Consider the following 23,834-nt stretch of genomic DNA (forward strand, 5'->3'; position numbering starts at 1 on the left):
ACCTCTATTTAATGACTTCTTTAAGTATGCCTTTATCTACTAATGCTTTTAAGTTTAGTGGGGTAACAAATTGAGTCCCACCACCAAGCTCATTAAATGCAGGTGCTACTCTTCCCGATTGTACAGGAAATGGCTTTAAAACTTCAAATGTACGTAACTTTTGAGCTCCTACACCAGGTGGTAACGCTCTTTCAAAGTCCTTAATACCTTTAGGAGAGAAAAACCTTGAATAGTCACTACCACCATACCTGTTTATAGTATCCCCTTTATATAAAAATTTCTCACTAATTTTGCCTGTAAATCCATTATTATCAGGATAAAACTTTTGCAATGAAGTACTATTACTACTTGGAGCTGACCCACTATTAGGCATAAGAGTTTTCCCCCTCACTCTAAGAAACGCCAATACTAAAATAGCTACAACTATACCCACCGCTATATTAAACCCACCCCTACCTGCAAAGTCTGTATTTCCAATTTGCAAAGCAATCTGTGTTAATCCTAAGGCTAACAAAGCAATACCCACAGGTGCAAACAAGACTGCTAACATTCCTGCGCCAAAACTAATCGCTACTTCTGTTATGATTTGATTCGCACTTAGCCCGTTCATTACCCCTAAAACCCCTGTTATTGTCCCTGCAAAGACGCCTGACAGTATTGCCATGCCTCCCGTGGTTGCACCGAATTCTGCTATACTAAACAACCCACTAGGATCAATTGCATTAACAGGATCTCCGTGAACATAACCATATTTATTAAATGACTGAGGCTCTAATTCATCTCCCGCAAACGGGTCCAATCGATTAAAACTTGCCGTATTCTGATCGTAATATCTCGCCCTTAGATATTGCTGTTGCAAAGCATTATCATACATCTCACCGCTATACAGCAAGCTAGTTTGAGTACCATTAGTCAGACCACTATTACCACCTAGCATCATGCCATAAGCGTCAAACGAATACCTCTCTTGTATACCCGCATCATTACCCGTAATCAGCCTTGTACTACCATGACCATCATAGAGAAGGTGAGAGTCTATTCCACCCTTACTCTGTGCCAATACATCATCACCAATTACATAGCTCGTACTTAGCGCACCATCTTTATATTCCTCAAAGACTTGTGAGTAGCCTGTAAAGTTAGCTTCATCTACTAACTGCAAGTGTTCATCATCACCTGCACTACTACCATCAACGCTATAGGCATTACGTGTACGTACTCTCGTACCATTTTGATTGTATACATACTCAACGTTGGACTCAACAAACTTGTCATCCTCATAACGTTTAATCTGCGCTTTCTCCATACGGTTGTCATAACCATATTCAAAAGTGCTACGTTCAAGACCACGAGTCTTGGATACCATTGCTCCAGTGACATCATAGCCATAGCTAGTTGTACCTTCAGCAGTGGAAGCTTCAGTGACTAATTGATCAGAAATATTATAGCTATAATCAATAACATCAGAGGCACTAGCTTTCTTAGTTCTGTTACCGACAATATCGTATTCATAGTTGGTAATAAATGTAGCATCATCCGCATTGGAAATACTAGCTTCTTTAGTAAGTCTATTAAGCTCATCATAAGTATACACAATAGAAGTCTGTGACAGTACACCACTAGCTTCCTTGCGTTTCTCAAGGACCTCAGCTCTACGACCATCAGCACGTAGTTCATACTTATATGATGCCAAGACCTCTTCAGCAGAAGTTATATGGGCTATGTCAGTGAGTTGATTCATACTGTTATAATCGTATGTGCTCATTACACCATTGGAGTAAATAATACCTTCACGTAGACCTAGCTCATTATAGACATATATGGTTTCTTCGGGAGTAGTTAAAGTCACACCATTCTTCTTATGTACGGCTACAACTTCTAGTCTACCTAATTCATCATAGACATAACGCTGATCACTATTTTGAGTGTAGGTTCTTTTCTTACGACCTGTGGCTTCATAGTATTCATAATTGAGTGTGCCTTCGGGAGATGCTATAGCCATAAGACGACCATCAATGCTATAGGTATAATCAGTAATACCACGTTCATCAGTCATGTTATCAACTCGACCAAGTTCATCGTATTCCATGCTAACAGTTTTATCTACTAGATCACTATTGTAGGCGTTTAAGTTTGCGTAGTATTTTTTATCCGTAGTTCTACCAAGGTTGTCATAGCTATAGCCCATGATTTGACCTTTAAAGTCCACTGCATACTTCATACGTCCAAGAGTATCGTATACCTTACTTTCAGTGTTAGCACTAGGCATTTTCCTACTAAGCTGACGACCGAATTGATCATAGGTGAAACTTGTAATGCGACCCTTAGGATCAGTAATACTATCTAGGTTCCCATATACGTTATAATCATATATATACTTGGGCTTAACACGTACATTGGTTTCGGGGTTTAATACTTCGGGTAGTTCAACTGCAATGAGTCTACCTTGAATATCATACTCAAATTTCTTAACCTTACCTGTCTGATCAGTTTCAGATACACGCTGACCTAAGGTGTTATAAGCCGTACTCGTAAAGGTTGCATCGGGATAGATAGTTTTTACTAAGCGACTAAGTACATCGTATTCAAAGACAGTTTCACGTTTAAGAGCGTCTATAGCTTTTACACGTCTACCGAGCTTGTCATATTCATTTTTACTACGATTACCAAGAGCATCAACAACAGCAACTTGTCTTCCTGCTTTATCGTATTCAAAGCGAGTCTTCTGACCATCTGCATTAGTGCTTTCAGCTACTCGACCTGCTTTGTCGTAAATTGTACTGCTACTAGAGATAACTGAACCAGTACTTACCACAACACTTTCAAAAGTATTAATGGAGTTAACTACTTTAGCTTGGATGACAATCTTAATATCATCAAGACGTTCGGATCTAGCTACCTGCCCTATTGAGTTATAGACTGTACGTGAACCACGAACTTTTAGTGCACTTGCCAAATGTCTATCTGTACTTGCTACTGCTCGACCTGCTTTATCATAAAATGTACGTGTGACTGTGCCATCGGGGTATTGAGTTTCAATGACATTACCACGGTAGTCATAGATGGTGACCGTTTTGTTACCCAGTGAATCCACTGTTTCAAAAGGCTTACCAAAGTCATTATATTTAGTAGTGCTTTCATTACCCTGTGGATCAATGGTTTTAATAACCTGTCTAGCACCATCGTAAATAGTCTTAGTTCTTACTTCTCTTACATCAGATGGATCTTTAGGGTTTTTCCAAGTAAAGGCTGAACCTGTTTGATCACCATTGCCATCGTAAGAGAAACCACGGATGATACCGCTAGCATCTGTTAATGAAGTGAGGTTAGAGCCATTATAGCCGAATGTAGCTGTTACGTTATCAAGAGCATCTAGAGTCGATTGGAGATTACCGTTACCATCATACTTGTTAGTGGTTTTCTGACCCAATGCATTGGTTGAGTTCACAAGGTTGCTACCACTGTATTTATTGGTCGTCTTGTTGCCCAAAGCATCCGTAGTGGTCAGTTGATTGCCATTAGCATCGTAAGTGAAAGTTGTCACATTACCTAAGGGATCAGTAATGGTACGTTGATTACCTTTCGAGTCATATGTCATGACAGTTTTATTACCCAGTGCATCTGTGACTGTGAGTTCGTTATTTAAGCTATCGTAAGTACGAACCGTTTTGTTACCTTGGCTATCAATCGTACTAAGGACGTTACCACGGTTGTCATAGTTATGAATCGTTGGGTTACCCAGTCTATCATAGATAGTTTCTGACTTATCAACCAAGTTGTGATCCATAACAATACGGTTACCACTTGCATCAATGGTTGCGATGATACGTCCACTCGCATCATATTCCGTTTTCATGGGTGAGATGCCACGAGGGTCTACGATCTCGGTGATGTAATTGGGGAAGGAAGCGTTGTCGTATTTGTAGCGGGTAGTTCGGTAGATGGAGTCAGAGCCATCGGGGGCTGTGCCTGCGGTGACGAGTTGGTTGACGGCTATGAGGCGGTCATTGCTATCGTATTCATAGGTGTAGCTTGCGGGCGAGCCGCCCGCGTTCCCGGCAGACTCCTGAGCGTTGGGGTCATAGATAGCTGAGACAAGACCTTTTGTATTGCGTACAAAATCAATGGATTTAGTCTTTTCTCCTGAAGCATTATAGTGATCTATTGAGCTATCATTAAATTCGACTTTGTTGCCATTGCGATCAGTAATTTGTTTGAGTGTGGCATCGCCTCGAGTAATTACTGTGCCGGACGTACCATCATCATAAAGGATATAGTCTTCATTTTCTTTAGGACGATCAATGCGGTATTGTGTGCCATCTTTCATGGTGAGAGTATACGAACCGAACTCATAGGACTCATTATCGGTACTTGGTCCACCACCCTGCCAGTATTGAAGCCCGCCAGGTAGAGCTACAAACTGTTCTTCTGTTGTGGTTCTTAGAGTGGCATAAACACCAGGTGCCGCAGTAAATTTGGCAAAGTAGTATTTAAAAAAGCTTCCTCGTTCTTCATAGGAAAATTCAAAGGTAGTACGGCGACCATCGGGAAGAGTGATGGTTACGTTTCGGTCTCCCCCAGTTCGTACATTGATATTATCGCCATCTGCATTTTGAACAAAGCCACGATTTTCACTTAATTCCATTTCTATATCAGTGATTGACCAAGTCCAACCATAACCAAAGTCTCCCTTTTTAGGATTAAGGGAATTATAGGTTCGGATTACGGAGAGTGGCAAACCCGCTACTGGAAGAATTAGATCCTGCTGAGAGAAACCAAACTGACCAATTTTAAGAGCTGATTCTAAGAAGAATGGGTACTTAGTACTATAGATCGAATTGGGGCCACCTTTAACTTGCAGTTGAAGTGCGTAGGCACCATTGCGAAGTAGAGTAAGATCGACTTTACCGAGATCGCCAGAAGTTACGCGTCCTTCAAACCAGCCCTGATCATTACGTGGGTATGGCGTGGCATTAGAAATCTCATTACCTTCACGGTCATAAATAATGACGCGGTAAGATACTGCATCTTCGGCATCGGGGTCATTCGCAGTCCCCTTAAGATCAAAGAAGCCCTCGCGGATGCGTAGGTTATTAGGGATATTTGTGACCGTAGCTACAGGTGGACCCGTTAATAAATTGATGGTGAAATCTTTTGTGAAGTCCTCTTGAATGCCCTCGACACTCAGGGTAACCGAATAGTTACCATCCTGAAGGCCTGTTACAGGGATAATTTCGTTAAGATTTGAACCTGAACCCGAAATAGCTGCAGGTGCATCATCACCCGTAAAAGTGAGAGTCCAGTTCTGCTCTTTTTTGAAATTAGCAGAAGCGGTAATTTGCGCCGCCACATTGGGATCTACGTAATCGGGGCTGACCTTAAAGTTTGCAACGGGGTTATAGGTGGAGAAATTTAGATTTGCGGAGTCCGCAAAGTTGCCTGCTAAGTCATAGGCGCGTGCTTTCAGAGAATGATTAGCATCATCTAGATCGCCAGTATTAAAGAGTGTACTGAATAAGTAAGAAAGTGTGTTGTCTTGATTAACTAGTTCTGTCGCAGACTCAAAAGGTAGAGTGGAAAAAACTTGACCATTAAGGATGAGTTCCACATGACTGAGGTTTTTATTATCTTTTGCTGTCATCGCAAGGTTAATGTTACCTTTAACAGGATTGAGGAGATCCTCCACGTCGTGATCTAGGCTAATTGTAGGAGCCTCAAAATCTGTTTTGACATCAAAGAAAAGTCGGAAGTCAGAATTAATATTTCCAGCCTGATCTTGGATTTCCACGGTGAGTGAGTGAGCACCATCTGCCAATGACTGAAGGTCAATGAATTCTGTTAAGCTTTCGCCCCGCTTAGAAACTATATTAATACCATCGATTAGTACACGGATTTCATTTACATCGACATTATCCCAAGCACTTATAGTCAGGAGTGAGTTATCACTTTGAGTTTGTTCCAGGCGGTGACTCTTTTGCGGATTACGCGAATCAAAGTTAAAGCCTGCCCAAGTCAAGGAAAATTGTGGCGCGAGTTGATCGGCAGATTGATCTACCGTAAAAGTAATTTTCGCTGTAGAACTTGAGTTACCGGCTTCATCGCTCGCTACAACTTGGAAAGTATGTGTCCCATCCTCTAGCTTAGTGGTATCGAGGGCTTGAATAAGCTCTGCAGGTTGTGGGTCTTGGAGCTGAGTTAAAGTCGCATCATTCACAAGAATTTTGAGAAGTTTGACACCTACATTATCCTGCGCAGTTGCTTTGACTTTAATCGTTCCCGACCACGCTGAACTCGTGGATGGATAAGTAAGTGCTAGGGATGGTGAAGTTGTATCTGGAGCTGTGGCACTTACTTCGATGTCTTTAGTAAGCTCGCTCGTATTACCGAAGTTATCGGTCGATAGAAGTTTGAGGGTATGGATACCATCTGCAAAAATTGTGAGGTCCAGTACGTGAGCAAAACTGGCTGGCAAGGGTGAATCTAAAGATTTTATGAGCTGTTCACCTACATAAAGCTCTAACAATTTAATTCCCGACGCGTCTGTTGCCGTAGCTTGCATTGCAAGGCTTCCTACATAAATGCCCGTGGAGTTTTGGGCGAGGCTTAATTGAAGGCTTGGCGCTACAGTATCTTCTTTAGTTGATGCGGATTCAAAGTTAAGTGGCTGAGAGAGACTGCGATTGCCGCTGCTATCTACTGCCAATACTGCTAGAGTATGTGAGCCAGGACTGAGATTGGAAATATCGAGTACGCCATTTTCCGTTTGTGCGGGATCTTGGATAGTTTTGTGGGACTGACCATCTACTAAAATTTGTAAGTAGGCTACGGCAATATTGTCTTTTGCGGTAATCGAGTAAGTCAGTGCATCTTGTGCAGGGTTGGTCGCACTGGAAATTGAGAACGATACTTGAGGTGCAATGGTATCTTGTGCGAGTTGCGATGTAATGAAACTTGCTTGATCTAACTGGGATTCAAGACCTGAACCGTCGACTGCACGAATATCTAACTTATGTGGTCCCTCGGCAATATTGGCCGAATCAATAAAGGTATCAAGCTCAGAATTGTTTACAGAGTGGATTACTTGTCCATCGAGTTTGACTTCGATCAGTGTGATTCCCGATGAGTCAAAGGCTTTGACTTTTAGTGGTATTTGGCCACTAAGGAGCTGATTGGGAGTAAATACAGGGCTATTCGCACTCAGGTTTGGCGGGGTGTTATCGACGGCAGGGTTATTAATTGTGATGGATTCTGACTGGGTAACAATACTAAGATTATTTGCTTGATCCATTACGCTAAGACGGGCACTATATGTCCCGTTAGCTAATAGGCTGCTATCGAGTAGGCCAAAACCGTTATTGATTATTGCACTCATGCCATCGTAAGGGGCTAATACTGGCTGACCCTCGGTATCAAGAATTTCTAACTGCCAAAAGTAAAGGTTAGCATCATCGGCTGTGCCCGTTAAGCGAGTTAAAGTTTGACCATTGACTTGCTCTTGAATGACTTGGAGCTCTGCTTGGGGCGCGGTATTATCTACTGTGAAATCACCAGAAAAAGTCGATGCCCCAGAACCTTCACCAAAGGCAGTCATCTTATAGGAATAAGGGCCATCCACAAGGAGTGATCCTGAAGAATCCTTGAGATCCCAATCAAGGTTGATTTGATCGGGATTGGACGTATCAGGAGTCTGATTATCGTCTTGACTAAGAATGCGAACTTCTTGACCTTGAGAATCCGTGACACGGAGATTCCAAGAGCTAGAACGTGGCGAACCACCCTGCATGGTAAAGAAGTCATTATTTCCATCGTCGTTAGGAGATAGGTAAGCTGAAGGTAAGTTTATGTTAATAAGTGCGGGGCGAGAAGATATTTCGTCAATACGTCCAATGAAGGAAATGGCTGCAGTGGTCAAGCTAAGTGAATCAACTTGAACTTTGTTTTCGACGCTAGGTGTCGCTGGGGTGAAATAGTTATTGGCATAAAGAATGGCAGGTAGATAAGCCACACCCATGGAGAATGAGGCATCTGCAATACCCGCCATCCAGTTAAGAGCAAAATCATGCAGCTCCTTAGGTAGCGCACGCGAGCCGAGTAAAATATCTTTTAATTTGTAGCTGGCGTCCAATGGCAAACTCGCCTGAGAGAGCTGAGACAAGTTCTGCAAAGGACTGAAGTGCATAAATTGAGCATCACCAGTACTAGTATCTAAAATGAAAATGGGAGTGTATTGCGCTCCTGATAGACTGATGGGGTCACGAGTCACACTGACTTGCTTACCCTTATTAAGGGCTTGTAAGAGGTAGTCACGAGTAATCGCATCTAGAGTCAAGTCTAAGGCATCAAAAGTTTCCTGCGTTGCGGTGCCCGAAGAACGAATCGTTAAGATTGGAATAGCAGATTCAGAAGCTAACTGAAATAAACGTGGTGCACTATAGGCCTGAGTCCCTGACATTTGCTTCAATCCATTGGAAGCAAGAACTGAAGACGTAAGAGATTGAGTTAAGGTAAAGTTTTCCTCAGCATTTATAGCCGTTTGCTCATTGAGAGGCGATAAGGCCCAAGCGTCACGAATAGTGTTAAATTCCATCGCTCCAAGTTTGGCTGTAAAAGGCTGACCAAAGATATTTTCTACATCCATGCCTAAATTGACTTGGATAAGTGAGAGTTCACGACGGGCAGATAAACCAAGACTGGCACTATTGAGTTGGGCAAATTTTTGTGACTGATGGAAGTAGTTCAATGCTGAAGCACGCATGAAAGACGGGAGATTTTGATTCACCTGAAGTTGGGCTAAAAAGTGCTCGAGGTTCTGCTCTTGACCAAACGTTGTTACAAAAGTAGATAGTGAGCCCGCAGTCAGCTGTATATCTCGTTTAAATGTTAGCGCTGCATCTGCGTCATCAAAATTGGCACCCGCTTCATTAATGCTGCAAACAAGTTTACGTATTGAACCTACGGGAATGGATTCTGCGGAGTCCGCATAAGTCTGACCATTAAGAAGAATACGTGCATAAACATTGGCTTGGTATGAATCAATTTTGCCATTTTCTAATTCTTCAAGCTCGGCAAGAATATCACTATCTTCTTGGCTCGCAGGAATCCAAGTAATATCAATTGATGAATCCAGTGCTTGAGCTGCTGGGAGTTCGATTGTGGCAGATGGCTTGCCCGCTGCATCGAGAAGTTCTAGAGAAATAGTACTCTGGAGATCCTGAGGAAGGTGAGAAAAGTGGGGGCCGTAAGCATGGACTTGATAGAAGTCAGTTGTGGGGATTAAGCCATAAAGTTCTTCGGAAATGAGTTTCTCTTGGAATACCGTATCGAGCATGAGCTGATTTTGATTCATGTATTCAGCGAGGCGGTTACCTAGACCAATGACGTCGTTGAGAATAAAGGTCTGTGGTAGTGCTGTGACATTATCCTTTGTAGGGAAAGGAGTGGAATTGGCAATAGTATGGTGCCCCAATAACGGTGCCAAAGTTGATTGCTGTTCAGTATTCGTTAAGAAGCTCTGAGTATTCATCGATAGGTCACTAGCTATGTCGCGACGCTGGGAATAATGGTGCTTTTTAAAGGCAGGATCCATGGCAACCCAAGTATCGCCTCGTTCAATGAGTGTTAGTGAAGCATCTACTGGCGTGGCACCACGATATGGAAAATAATCGATGTACGCAAGAACCCAGACGCGATCGATCAGGTAGTCGCCAGTCGTAAGCTTTTGGTAAGGAATATGATTTTCTGCTAAGACAAGTGCTAATTGTGAGTCATGTACTCCCAACCAGTTGGCTAGGTCGACGTCACTGAGTCGAGTTGTCCCATAAGCATAACGAGCGGGCACGCCTAAGGCACGTAGTACTGAAATCATGGCAGAGGCCATATCCGCATCATTAGCCGCTTTCTGACGTAAAACTTGTGCAGTGCTTTTGCGAGCGCCGAAGTAGAGTTCATGAACAAAGTTATTGCGGAAGTATTCGAAGACTTTTACAGGTGTTTTAAGCTCAGTAGCAAGGTCCTGAATAGCTTGTTTATCTGAAGTAAGGTTTGAGTCAACTTCCACATCGGAGTCTTGTGGGTCACCACTAATAGTATTTTGTGTATATTCAGATACAGCCGCATTGAGAACTGGTCGACTTAGGGCCAGTAGCGTGCTACCTGATTCGGCACTATAGGAGGAATCAAGCGAATTCTGAATAGTATTGAGCTGTTGAAAGTCCTGAAAAACTTCTGACGAGATAGAAAGAACAAATGCAGATGCTTGCTCACGCTCAGTTTGATTAGCACTCTGTAAACCTGGTAAAACATTCTCCAGTTGACGTAATTGTGTCAGAGCACCATTGATTACTTGAATCTTATTTTCAAGGATAAGATTGGGATCACCTTCTTCCTCAACCTGATCCTGTGTATCTGAAATAACATCTAACAAAGCCATTTTTGTTTTGTCACATTTAAGTGCTAAAGCCTCAAGTTCTTCATCACTTATTTCCACGCCCTCTTCGGCTTTTTCCACGAGCAATAAAGCTGCAGGAAGAAGCTCGACACGGATATAATCGAAGACACCTGCTTTAAAGGCCTGGTACTCTACTTCAGCCTGAGCTGTTTCTTGATTGCTCTGCTGAATTTGATCATTGATGAAATCCTGCGCACCGAGTAGCGCTGGCAATGAACATAGTAATGTAAGAGCCGAAAAAACCCTCATTTTAAACGAATACGATGACTTGTAGCGTTTCATGTTATAGACCTCCTAAAAATGTGTGTAAGTCAAGTGATTTTATTGTTTGCTCAAAGGAGCTAATTGATACGTGCTTATAGGATACTGAATTTTGCATTTTAGTTACCCTCCCCATTAAGCTTGTCGTTGCCGAAATAATGCTCCGATCCGGTGATCTCTATCTTATCGGCTTTAATACCGCCGATAGCACCTTTGCGTTGGAAGCTATTTTTCTTACCGGATATATGGACCTTTTCCTCTGCACAGATTTTCCCTGTAAAGAATGCCTCATTGGAAGAAATCTTAACTTCTTCAGCCGAATGGAAAAGAATGCCAGAGGGGTGATAGGCTTCTAAAACTTGATCCTTGGATGAGACCTCGATTTTACCCGTGGCAATAATCGTTACTTTGGCCTGAACTGCGGCATTAATTTTCACCTTGCCATCGACGAAGTAGATCCCATCTTCAAGAATGGCATCCTTGCCATGGACATGAAGATCTTCGAAAATTTCGAAGTACTGAAGACCATCAATTTGATAAGATAAGTTTTCTTTCTTCTCCTTATGTTTATCCTTATGTTTATCCTTATGTTTATCATCATCTTTATGGTCATCTTTTTCGTCATAATGCCAGAAGATAGTCACTTCCCAAAGTAAGCCCTCTGTTGCTGCTCCGTGTGTGCCAAGAGTGAAGGCATCTGAGCCATCATCATTTATGGCGACTGCTTGGACTGTAAGTGCACCATTGCGCCATTCACCATTAGAACCTGGAGTATTGCTACGCACGAGACCAGTTTCAGTTTTGTGTAAACCATCATTCTGTAAAGCATCGAGCGGGAAGTAGATACCTAATTGACTTAACTTACTTGTTCCTTCAGTGCCTTCTAAGGTGAAGACCTGCTGATCAATACTTGCCGTGAAGCTCGTATCATCATTAGCATTGTAAGTCGAGTTAACTGCATAACGAGCGCCTGTAGAAAGCTCACCATTGACCACAATGAGTTTGAACTTCTGCTTCGGATCTTTAATATCTTCAGTTATTTCATGAAGTTTAGATTCATTGAAGGCAAAGGCATCGACTCCAAATACATCATATTTCTCGTCGTACTCATGAACGTGAGCATCAGTAGATCCCTTATCAAAATCGTAGGACTTTGAGCTTGTGTCCACATCAAAATGACCGCCAACAAGGCCGAGATCAGTCGGATCATCTGGGTCCTCCTCGTGGTGACCATCAGGATTGATTTTATCCAGGTTGCAGAGGTTGATATCTTTAATCTCGGCAGGGTTAATCAAGTTGTCGATAATGGCATGCTTATCAATTTTAACTTTGCCTACAACTGAGACAGGTCCGTGGATGACTTGATCATGTCCTTTGACTTCGAATTCATCGTTCGAGTGAACTTCACCTTGAATCACATGTTCGTCGCCACTGACTTTAGATTTTTGATCTTGTCCATTAGCATGAATATAGAAAGTATTTTGTACTAAGTGATTCCAAGTCAGACTTTGGAGGTTACCGGCTATATCTTTGACCGTAATGACAATAACATGATTACCATCAAGTAATTCATACTCTGGAGTAAAGCTAAGTAGGCCATTTTCAAAGCTATAAACTTGTTCATCTCCATCAATACTTAAAGTGATCGACTCGAGGTCTAGTCCGGATAGAGCATCGGACATTGTCGCAGTAATCGCACTTGTACCGAGTAATTCACTATCCTGTAAGGAAGTTGCGGTGATCGCAGGCTTGGTTTTATCGAGCTTAATTTGAACCGTTTGATCAGCTTCAGTATTACCTGCCACATCGATTGAACGGAACGTCACTGAACTAACTCCTTCTGTACTCACCGTAATAATATTTGATCTTGTCAGAACTTCATCATGCGTCCATGAAGTACTTGCTACACCCGAGAGATCATCCGTGGCCGTTAGATTGATTATCACATCTTGATTAGCCCAAAGTCCTTCGTTTGTATAATCCTGGAGACTTACTGGTGCTTGCTTATCAAGCTTCAGTGTGAGACTAGTACTTGAAGTATTACCAGCATTATCTTTACTGTGAAGTGTCAGGGCATATTCTCCTGGCTCGCTGAGGCTAACATTATTGGAGGCAACGACTTCCTGAGCAGCAAACTGATGCCAGCTTTCAGAAATACCCGAATGTGCATCGGTGGCTGAGAAGTTGAAGTTAATATCGCTATTTACCCATATGTCATCAAATTGGTAGGCATGATTTATAGTTGGATTTGTGAGATCCACTTTAGCCGTAAAGGTTTTTGAACTGCTGTTACCTACTTTATCCTTGGCATTTAGAGTAATGTTGTATTCTCCCGATACTCCCAATCCAAAAGTGGCAATATTACTTATGAGATCCAAGCCATTAATACTGTAGGAATATGAGTCAAGTCCAGAATGAGTATCAACCGTTTGGAAGGCAATATTCTGTGCCGTATTAAGCCAATTTAGTGCGGTGTAGTTGTGAGTAATAGTTGGTGCCGATTTATCTAGCTTCACAATGATAGTTTTATCTGCTTCAGTATTACCGGCGATATCACTTGAACGGAAGTTTATAGTACTAACACCCTCTTCACTCACTGTAATCGAATTAGATTCGGTAATTGTATCTCCTAAGGTCCATGTGGTATTTGCTATCCCTGAGAGTGTATCTATGGCACTGAGGGTAATTTGAGGATCTACGGCAATCCATTGATCATGCTTAAGGAAATCATGAGAAGTCACAGGATTGCTTTTATCCAATTGAAGCGTCAAAGTCTGAGCGGCTTCTTGGTTACCCGAATTATCAAGTGCATAGAAAGTTATGGTATTAGTTCCTTCTGCGATAACCGCAATGCTATTGCCGAGAGCTACATCATTATCATTAAGTGTATAGTGATAGCTTCCCACACCTGATAAATCATCAATGGCACTGAGGCTAATGAGCTGATTCGAATTGAGCCATGCTAATTCAGATGCAAAATCGTGATTTGTCACTGGCGCTTCTAAATCAATCTTCACTTGTAGCGTGAGAGTATCTTCATTACCAGCTTTATCTGATGCACCAAAAACAAGACTGTGAATGCCTTCACCAAGTTCTAAGTTTGAGGCAAGTACTTTATCTGCATCTCCAAGTTTGTACCAATGTTCATTAATACCACTATGGGAATCAATGGCTGTAGATGTGATATTAGCTGCTTGATTATGCCACTGCCCCGCATAAGCGTAATTGTGATTAAGTATTGGCTTGATTTTATCGATCTTAATCTCAAAGGCTTTTGTTGTGACATTGCCTGCATTATCCGTAGCTTTAAGCTGAACAAGACTTGTTCCTGATTCAGTAAATTTGAGTGTGCCTACTGGAACAAATTCACCATTTAGACCCAGTTTGACTAGGAAAGAAGCTAAGCCCGATAATTCATCACTGGCTGAAGGGCTCAAGCTTAGATCCGTATTTAACCATGTGTGGGATAGGCTTGCATGCGTAATATTAGGTTTAGTTTTATCTAACTGTACGGTGAAGGTCTTCTCCAGTTCTACATTCTCAGCATTATCAATCGAGTAATAAATAATAGTCGTTTGACCTTCCTCGTTAATACTAAAACTATTCCCTAGTGTAAGCTCCCCATCAGCAATTTTGAAGCGTGTCTCTTTAACTCCAGAATCATCATCCGTAGCAGTCAAACTAATGTCTTGATCTACCTTGATCCATTGACCACGGAATTCAAAATCATCTACTGTAACAGGAGGTACATCATCACTGATGGCTACCTTGATTGAAGATAAAGCTATTGCTTCATAGTTAGTGCCATCTTGAGCCGCTTCGAGTATGACTAAGTAATCGCCAGATGCATAACCATAAGTAAAGACCTGATCTATAAGTTGTTTATGTGATGCATTAACTTCTAGGCTAGAGACAGTGGCCGTATGGCTCCATTTCTCAGTTCCCTGCGGGCTCGCTTTAGCTAGTACTCTAATTCTAACTGGAAGGCTAGTTATATCTACATTACCAGTATTATTAACGGACCAATCAATGGCAAAGGCTTTTCCTGGCTCAAGTAGTTTAGGGCTTGCTTTGATCAAGCCACTCAAGGCATTTCCTAAGTCAAGGTCTGAGACAATTTCAAAACTGTTTGTGGCAACAATTTGTCCCGTTGACTCAATGCTAACAACTTGAGAAATACTATACTGACCCGGAGTATTATCTCCTGTATTCCATGTTAAGTCTTCTACATCTTTGTCTTCGGCGACAATAGCTGGAATTGAATAGGTAAACTCTTTAAGCGGCTCACCTTCTATGCCCAAAACGGTTACAGTCACACTCAGGTTTTCAAAAGTGAGGTTTTTGTTATTATTGTACACTTGTGAACGAATACTCACGGAACTATTGGAGAAGTACCTTGTACGGCCTGTACTGACTGCTGAAGTCACAGAAGCGAGGTAAGGATTTGGACCGATTGAGAATTGATCAGAATCTTGCAATCCTTCAAGTGAATTTTCAACGATCGTGGCTTTTACTGTGTACACAGCTAAAGGAGAGGAGCCAGAGTCCCATTCTCCATTAAAATCTCGACTAGTTCCATAATCACTATCTAATAAATCAAAGCTCTGTAGTTCGGCAACTTTTTGATCTTCTGCATCATAAAGTGATACTTGAACTTTTGCCGCTGAGTTATTGAAGTAGACCAGAAGGTTCTCTATTTCCGGGTATAGGCCCTCAGGACTCTCTAGGAGTTCAAGCTTAAGTTCGAGTAAACTACTAGCTTCAATAGCCAGTTCACCTGCAGCTCCTAATTGAATGAAACTTTGTTGTGCTAAGGCTTGCTCAGTAATAGCTGATCTCACAGAGATATTCACATAATCACGTAAGGTTTCATTAGTGAGGTTAAAATCAATACTCATCCAATTGGCCCCAGCAGCGCCTTCTTCTCCAAAAGTGTAATTACCATCTATTGGGTTTTTGAGGATGTGGAAGTGTTGACCTTTTGGCAAGAATACATTACCTGTGTATGTAATTTCGGCTCCAGGTTCATAACTATCTTGTGCGGCATCTATACTTACGCCATAGAGTGAGTCTTTTACTTTTAGATCAAGTGATCCTTCTTCCAGAGTTTTTGGAAGTGAGTTGGCCGTACTGTAAGAAACTTTCACTGAGTTCTGTAGACGACGCTCTTCTCCTGCAACTAAGTCATCGACATACTGTTCGTAAGAAATATCGTAAGTGACTCCTTCTGGTATATCGCCTAATTTCCAAGTGAGGTCATATGAACTTCCTTGGTCTTTAATTATTGGACTCGTGGTTCCAAAGCTCGAAGAAATGAGGCTCAATTTATCTGACTTTGGTATATTGGAAGTAACTTCTACATTCTTAATCAGTTTTTGTTCACCTATGACGCCTTCTGAAAGTACCAGAGTCATAAATGCAGTACCAAGAATTGAACTTCCATCTAACCAAGCTCCTCCTGACCAAGAGCCATCAGCTCTCTGAGTTCTTATTAAATAAGGCCAGTAACCTTCTTGAGTTGCATTGGGTAAACTTACATTGCGTTGCCAATCAAAGAGTCCTGAGGGAGAGTTCAGATTTGTAACATTAGCCATGCGAAGGGAACGGGTCACTGTCCACATGTGATAGGGAGAACCCACGCCATTTAATCCTCTCCAGTTGGAACCAAAAAATCTATTTGATTTTAATTTAAGGGCGCCTACATCTATACCAGGAACTCTACCCCTGTAAGAAACCAAAGTTAGTCCAGTGAGACCTGCACCCGAAGTCGATGGAGGATGTATCCAACTACTACTAGTGTAACCAAAACCACCATCTGATCGATTCGTTCTTAATAGAAAGTTTTCACAAGCACCTTGTACCCATTCCGGTATTTCTGCTCCGTAGAGCATAGCGCCTTCTAAGCCAACGTAATTCCAACTATTAATGGACATATCGACGTGGCTAGAACCAAAGCTATATGCCCAACCGCCTTTACGCGCCAATTCATTTGCTAGATAGTCAGCACCATCTTGAACGACTTCTGATAAAGTTGATACACCTAAGTGACTGTGATCAATAATATAATTGGGAGTACCACTAGACACCACAGCGGCCATGCTAATGCCATTGATGTAACCTGAATCAGCTTCAAAGCGAATACCACGGCCATTGCCGTTAAAATCTGTACTTCCCTGTGAGGTTGAGCCTAATTGAATTGAAGTCGATCGACTTAAAAGATTATTCAAACCTTTTTCCACCCATGGTCTATAAATATCTTCATCAGCATTTTTATCTAGTGTATGACCGTTATTAAAGAAGGCCCATAAGGAACCACCTGTAGCGGCTTGCCCAGACCAAGATCCATTACTTGATTGACGCAGGTAAAGGTTATAGAGACCTTTCTCAATGGCAATTTTACGGTCGATTTCTTGAGCTTCTAAAGCAGTATCACTACTTGAATCCTGTACGCTAACGACATCAACATAAGTTGTTGAGCTTTTTAGTATACCACCCGAGTTGATCGTAAGGCTTGCAAAGACTCTTTCTGAGTTTGAATCATTTAGTAAAGTAAACCTTGCTCTAAGAGGGATGTTGCGAGTACTACTTACCGTCCCACTTGCAGAATCAATAAATTCAACTGAAATATTTGCCGAATTCTCGAAGGACCAGGAATAATCTACGGCATACTCTAAAGCTTCTCCTCGATTAACATTGCCCCATAGAGTCACTTCAGTTTCTGGACGTGCAAAACGAGATGGCATGGTATTAACGCCTTTGAATTCAACCACCTCCATGTTGTAAGAGAGGCTTGAACTAGTATTGCCAAACTCATCACGAATCGTGATTTCTAATGTGTATGTACCCGGTTGACCGAAGTCGTAGGAAAATTCAAAGTATTCGCTATCACTTGGCGGGAGGACCATCTCGCCATTAATCCATACGCCTGTACCCGCCTGTTTATACCCAGAGATAATTCCCTCTACACCAAATTGACGTCCCTGACCAATAATCGTGGCTTGTTCTGGTGCTACACCTGGGTTGATTTTATGCTCTGTGTCTTTTAAATGATTATCCCCTGCTAAAGTACTGCTTGGTCCAATCCATTGGCCATTATTGATTTCTAAAAGTTGTCCTCCGAGTAAGACTAGAGCTTCTGGACTTTCTATTTTACCATAATTTTTTACTATCACATCTTTAAACACAACGACTCCACGAGCTATTCCCCCTACTGTGGTACTTGATGAAAAAGTATTTTTATAATCAGCAACTGTGACTGTATTACGGGTTGATCCTGTTATCTGATAAATATTATCTTTATTTATATCTGGCTGAAGCCACAAAGAACTTAAACCATAATTTCCTTGAGCTATATTCATCGGTTTTAATTCGGTACTCGAATCAACGTCAAAACCTAATGTATTTTGATCAGAGCTTAAGCTACTTACGACTCGTTCGCCTAAACTTTCTGAATGAGTAAAAAGTGGTGTTGCAGCGGCATTAGAACCATTATTATCAATGATAAGTGAACCTACACCATCTCGCCAAGACTTATCTGCATAATAAACAGTACCCGCGCCACCTGCTGCGCCAGTACCACCGGCTGCAGTAACATTATCAAATGTGAAATCACCTGATTCATAATAAACAGCAATACGGCCACCTCCGCCTCCACCTTCATAGCGAGCATAAGCTCCATGAGCTCGAATCTGACCAGGTATTCCACTGTGACTTAGTTCACCTATATTTAGGTAAACACCACCACCAGATCCACCGCCATAGCCACTGTTACCACCTTGTGCACCATTTGCTAAAATCTGTCCATCAAGTATAAGCTTATCCGCTTCAAGGCGTATTAAACCACCACCTGCTCCGCCATAATTATTTTGAGGTCCTGCACCAGATCCTAATTCATTAGGGTTACGAAAATCACCATAGACTTCATTTGTAATATAAGAACCATGACGTTCTGCTACACCACCGTAACTACCTCCGCTATAGTAATATGCCGCACCTGTGGTTGTCGGTCCTTCTGGACTGTACGTGTAACCTTTTGGGTAACCACGACCTGAAACGTCGATCTTTGATGTCGCATCAATGACGATCTCACTCGCTTTTATATTAAGCTTGTGTTCCTCTGTCCCACTTGTAATGCCTGAGTAAAGTATGGCGCCATTTTTAAGTTCGAGCTTGCCACCAAGAGTGAGACTATCCACTACTAAGTATGCATTGCTACCATTGATAATTAAATCTTCTTCCAGCTCTAGGTTTGAAAGTTCAAGACGACTATTATTACCAATTAAACTAAGGCTTTTAAGTGAAGATAAATTTGCTATCTTTACATTTGTTCCGTTGCTAATCACTAATTCGGAAGAATTGATTTTAGTCGTTCCTTCAAATGAGAAAGCGCCGCCCTCTTTTATCTCAAAACTTACATCAAACGTAGCTGGATCATCACTTAGATCATCTTTATCACCAAAGTAAATTGGTGTTGTAGCTCCACCTAAATTATCATTATCGAACTTTAAAACTGGCACTTCATTTAATTGTGATAAAAAGACTGTGCCCACACCACCTGCTGCGCCAGTTCCACCGGCTGCAGTAACATTATCAAATGTGAAATCACCTGATTCATAATAAACAGCAATACGGCCACCACCGCCGCCACCTTCATAGCGAGCATACGCTCCATGAGAGCGAATTTGACCCGGTATTCCACTATGTGTTAGTTCTCCAATGTTGAGTTGAATACCACCACCAGATCCACCGCCATAGCCACTGTTACCACCTTGTGCACCATTTGCTAAAATCTGTCCATCAAGTATAAGCTTATCCGCTTCAAGGCGTATTAAACCACCACCTGCTCCGCCATAATTATTTTGAGGTCCTGCACCAGATCCTAATTCATTAGGGTTACGAAAATCACCATAGACTTCATTTGTAATATAAGAACCATGACGTTCTGCTACACCACCGTAACTACCTCCGCTATAGTAATATGCCGCACCTGTGGTTGTCGGTCCTTCTGGACTGTACGTGTAACCTTTTGGGTAACCACGACCTGAAACGTCGATCTTTGATGTCGCATCAATGACGATCTCACTCGCTTTTATATTAAGCTTGTGTTCCTCTGTCCCACTTGTAATGCCTGAGTAAAGTATGGCGCCATTTTTAAGTTCGAGCTTGCCACCAAGAGTGAGACTATCCACTACTAAGTATGCATTGCTACCATTGATAATTAAATCTTCTTCCAGCTCTAGGTTTGAAAGTTCAAGACGACTATTATTACCAATTAAACTAAGGCTTTTAAGTGAAGATAAATTTGCTATCTTTACATTTGTTCCGTTGCTAATCACTAATTCGGAAGAATTGATTTTAGTCGTTCCTTCAAATGAGAAAGCGCCGCCCTCTTTTATCTCAAAACTTACATCAAACGTAGCTGGATCATCACTTAGATCATCTTTATCACCAAAGTAAATTGGTGTTGTAGCTCCACCTAAATTATCATTATCGAACTTTAAAACTGGCACTTCATTTAATTGTGATAAAAAGACTGTGCCCACACCACCTGCTGCGCCAGTTCCACCGGCTGCAGTAACATTATCAAAGCTAAAATCACCTGATTCATAATAAACAGCAATACGGCCACCACCGCCGCCACCTTCATAGCGAGCATACGCTCCATGAGAGCGAATTTGACCCGGTATTCCACTATGTGTTAGTTCTCCAATGTTGAGTTGAATACCACCACCAGATCCACCGCCATAGCCACTGTTACCACCTTGTGCACCATTTGCTAAAATCTGTCCATCAAGTATTAGTTTATCAGCTTCTAAACGGACTAAACCACCTCCGGAACCACCATAATTATTTTGAGGTCCTGCACCAGATCCTAATTCATTAGGGTTACGAAAATCACCATAGACTTCATTAGTAATATAAGAACCATGACGTTCTGCTACACCACCGTAACTACCTCCGCTATAGTAATATGCCGCACCTGTGGTTGTCGGTCCTTCTGAACTATAAGTATAACCTCGGGGATAACCACGACCTGAAACGTCGATCTTGGATGTCGCATCAATGACGACTTCACCTGCTTTTATATTAAGCTTGTGTTCCTCTGTCCCACTTGTAATGCCTGAGTAAAGTATGGCGCCATTTTTAAGTTCGAGCTTGCCACGGATATCTAAGTTGTCTACAACTAGGTAAGTATCGACTCCATCCAGCGTAAGGTTCTCTAATTGACCGAAATTCTTTATGTCAATTCTTGATGAGCCATTAAGAACCACTTCATCCGTTTGTATCACTGTCTCACCTACAAAAGAGGCGTATGACTTCTCTTGAATTTGTAAATCTACTTCAAACTCAGCTGGATCATCTGTAAGGTCTTCTTTGTTTCCAAAGTAAATGGGCGTTGTTGCTCCACCTAAATTATCATTATCGAACTTAAGGATTGGCACTTCATTTAATTGTGATAAAAAGACTGTACCCACTCCACCTGCGGCTCCAGTACCACCAGCTGCAGTAACATTATCAAATGTGAAATCACCTGATTCATAATAAACAGCAATACGGCCACCACCGCCGCCACCTTCATAGCGAGCATACGCTCCATGAGAGCGAATTTGACCCGGTATTCCACTATGTGTTAGTTCTCCAATGTTGAGTTGAATACCACCACCAGATCCACCGCCATAGCCACTGTTACCACCTTGTGCACCATTTGCTAAAATCTGTCCATCAAGTATAAGCTTATCCGCTTCAAGGCGTATTAAACCACCACCTGCTCCGCCATAATTATTTTGAGGTCCTGCACCAGATCCTAATTCATTAGGGTTACGAAAATCACCATAGACTTCATTAGTAATATAAGAACCATGACGTTCTGCTACACCACCGTAACTACCTCCGCTATAGTAATATGCCGCACCTGTGGTTGTCGGTCCTTCTGAACTATAAGTATAACCTCGGGGATAACCACGACCTGAAACGTCGATCTTGGATGTCGCATCAATGACGACTTCACCTGCTTTTATATTGAGACTATGCTCTTCTGTCCCACTTGTAATGCCTGAGTAAAGTATGGCTCCATTTTTAAGTTCGAGCTTGCCACGGATATCTAAGTTGTCTACAACTAGGTAAGTATCGACTCCATCCAGCGTAAGGTTCTCTAATTGACCGAAATTCTTTATGTCAATTCTTGATGAGCCATTAAGAACCACTTCATCCGTTTGTATCACTGTCTCACCTACAAAAGAGGCGTATGACTTCTCTTGAATTTGTAAATCTACTTCAAACTCAGCTGGATCATCTGTAAGGTCTTCTTTGTTTCCAAAGTAAATGGGCGTTGTTGCTCCACCTAAATTATCATTATCGAACTTAAGGATTGGCACTTCATTTAATTGTGATAAAAAGACTGTACCCACTCCACCTGCGGCTCCAGTACCACCAGCTGCAGTAACATTATCAAATGTGAAATCACCTGATTCATAATAAACAGCAATACGGCCACCACCGCCGCCACCTTCATAGCGAGCATACGCTCCATGAGAGCGAATTTGACCCGGTATTCCACTATGTGTTAGTTCTCCAATGTTGAGTTGAATACCACCACCAGATCCACCGCCATAGCCACTGTTACCACCTTGTGCACCATTTGCTAAAATCTGTCCATCAAGTATAAGCTTATCCGCTTCAAGGCGTATTAAACCACCACCTGCTCCGCCATAATTATTTTGAGGTCCTGCACCAGATCCTAATTCATTAGGGTTACGAAAATCACCATAGACTTCATTTGTAATATAAGAACCATGACGTTCTGCTACACCACCGTAACTACCTCCGCTATAGTAATATGCCGCACCTGTGGTTGTCGGTCCTTCTGGACTGTACGTGTAACCTTTTGGGTAACCACGACCTGAAACGTCGATCTTTGATGTCGCATCAATGACGATCTCACTCGCTTTTATATTAAGCTTGTGTTCCTCTGTACCACTTGTAATGCCTGAGTAAAGTATGGCTCCATTTTTAAGCTCGAGCTTTCCGCGAATATCCAAATTATCGATAACAAGATAAGTACTAGCTCCATCGAGTGTAAGATTTTCTAGTTGATCAAAGTTTTTTAAATTGATACTTGAAGACCCATTAAGAACCACTTCATCTGTTTGTATCACTGTATTACCTACAAAAGAGGCGTATGACTTCTCTTGAATTTGTAAATCTACTTCAAACTCAGCTGGATCATCTGTAAGGTCTTCTTTATCACCAAAATAGATCGGCGTTGTAGCTCCACCTAAATTATCATTATCAAACTTTAAAGTTGGCACTTCGTTTAACTGAGATAAGAAAACTGTACCCACTCCACCTACTGCTCCCGTACCACCGGCTGCTGTCACATTATCAAATGTGAAATCACCTGATTCATAATAAACAGCAATACGACCACCGCCGCCTCCACCTTCGTAGCGAGCGTAAGCTCCATGAGAGCGAATTTGACCTGGTATCCCACTATGTGTTAGTTCTCCAATGTTGAGTTGAATACCACCACCAGATCCACCACCATAATAGCTATGACCCTGAGACCCATTTGCTAAAATCTGACCATCAAGAATTAATTTATTAGCTTCTAAACGGACTAAACCACCGCCGGACCCGCCATAATTACCTGACAGACCTGCTCCTGAACCCAATTCATTAGGGTTACGGAAATCACCATAAACTTCATTAGTAACTGCAGTACTTTGACGGTCACCGTATCCACCATAAGATCCACCTGAATAACTTGCAGACGCTCCTGATGTTGTTGGTCCTTCTGAACTGTAAGTATAACCTCGGGGATAACCACGACCTGAAACGTCGATCTTGGATGTCGCGTCGATATTTATTTCTGTCACTACATTCAAGAATAACTTAAATTCACTAGTGGAACTTGTCGTGGAATGATTTAATACAGCCCCATTACGAAGAACTAGAGAATTAAATGTATGCTCACCATCAATGGTGACAGTCGTCCCATCGATGACAAGGTCGGCATTCTCATGAGACAAGTCTTCAGCTGTAATGTGAGTCGTTGTATTAAGAACTGTTTGTCCACACAGAACGGAGCCGATAAAAAAAAGGCCGCTTATAAGTAATTTTTTCATAA

At 41.9% G+C, this 23,834-nt stretch carries 2 protein-coding genes; both read right to left on the minus strand.

The window, feature by feature from the left end; genetic code table 11:
* Positions 1–4: 4 nt before the first annotated feature.
* A complete protein-coding gene (locus PQO03_RS17725; RefSeq protein WP_274152191.1) occupies positions 5–10,729 on the minus strand; it encodes an Ig-like domain-containing protein in 10,725 nt (3,574 codons plus the stop codon).
* 98 nt (positions 10,730–10,827) lie between these two features.
* Positions 10,828–23,832 carry an OmpL47-type beta-barrel domain-containing protein gene (locus tag PQO03_RS17730; RefSeq protein ID WP_274152194.1) on the minus strand — a complete coding sequence of 4,335 codons (13,005 nt, stop codon included), beginning with the start codon at positions 23,830–23,832 and terminating at the stop codon, positions 10,828–10,830.
* Between the last annotated feature and the right edge of the window lie 2 nt (positions 23,833–23,834).

This window comes from Lentisphaera profundi (assembly GCF_028728065.1).
Taxonomy (GTDB): Bacteria; Verrucomicrobiota; Lentisphaeria; order Lentisphaerales; family Lentisphaeraceae; genus Lentisphaera; species Lentisphaera profundi.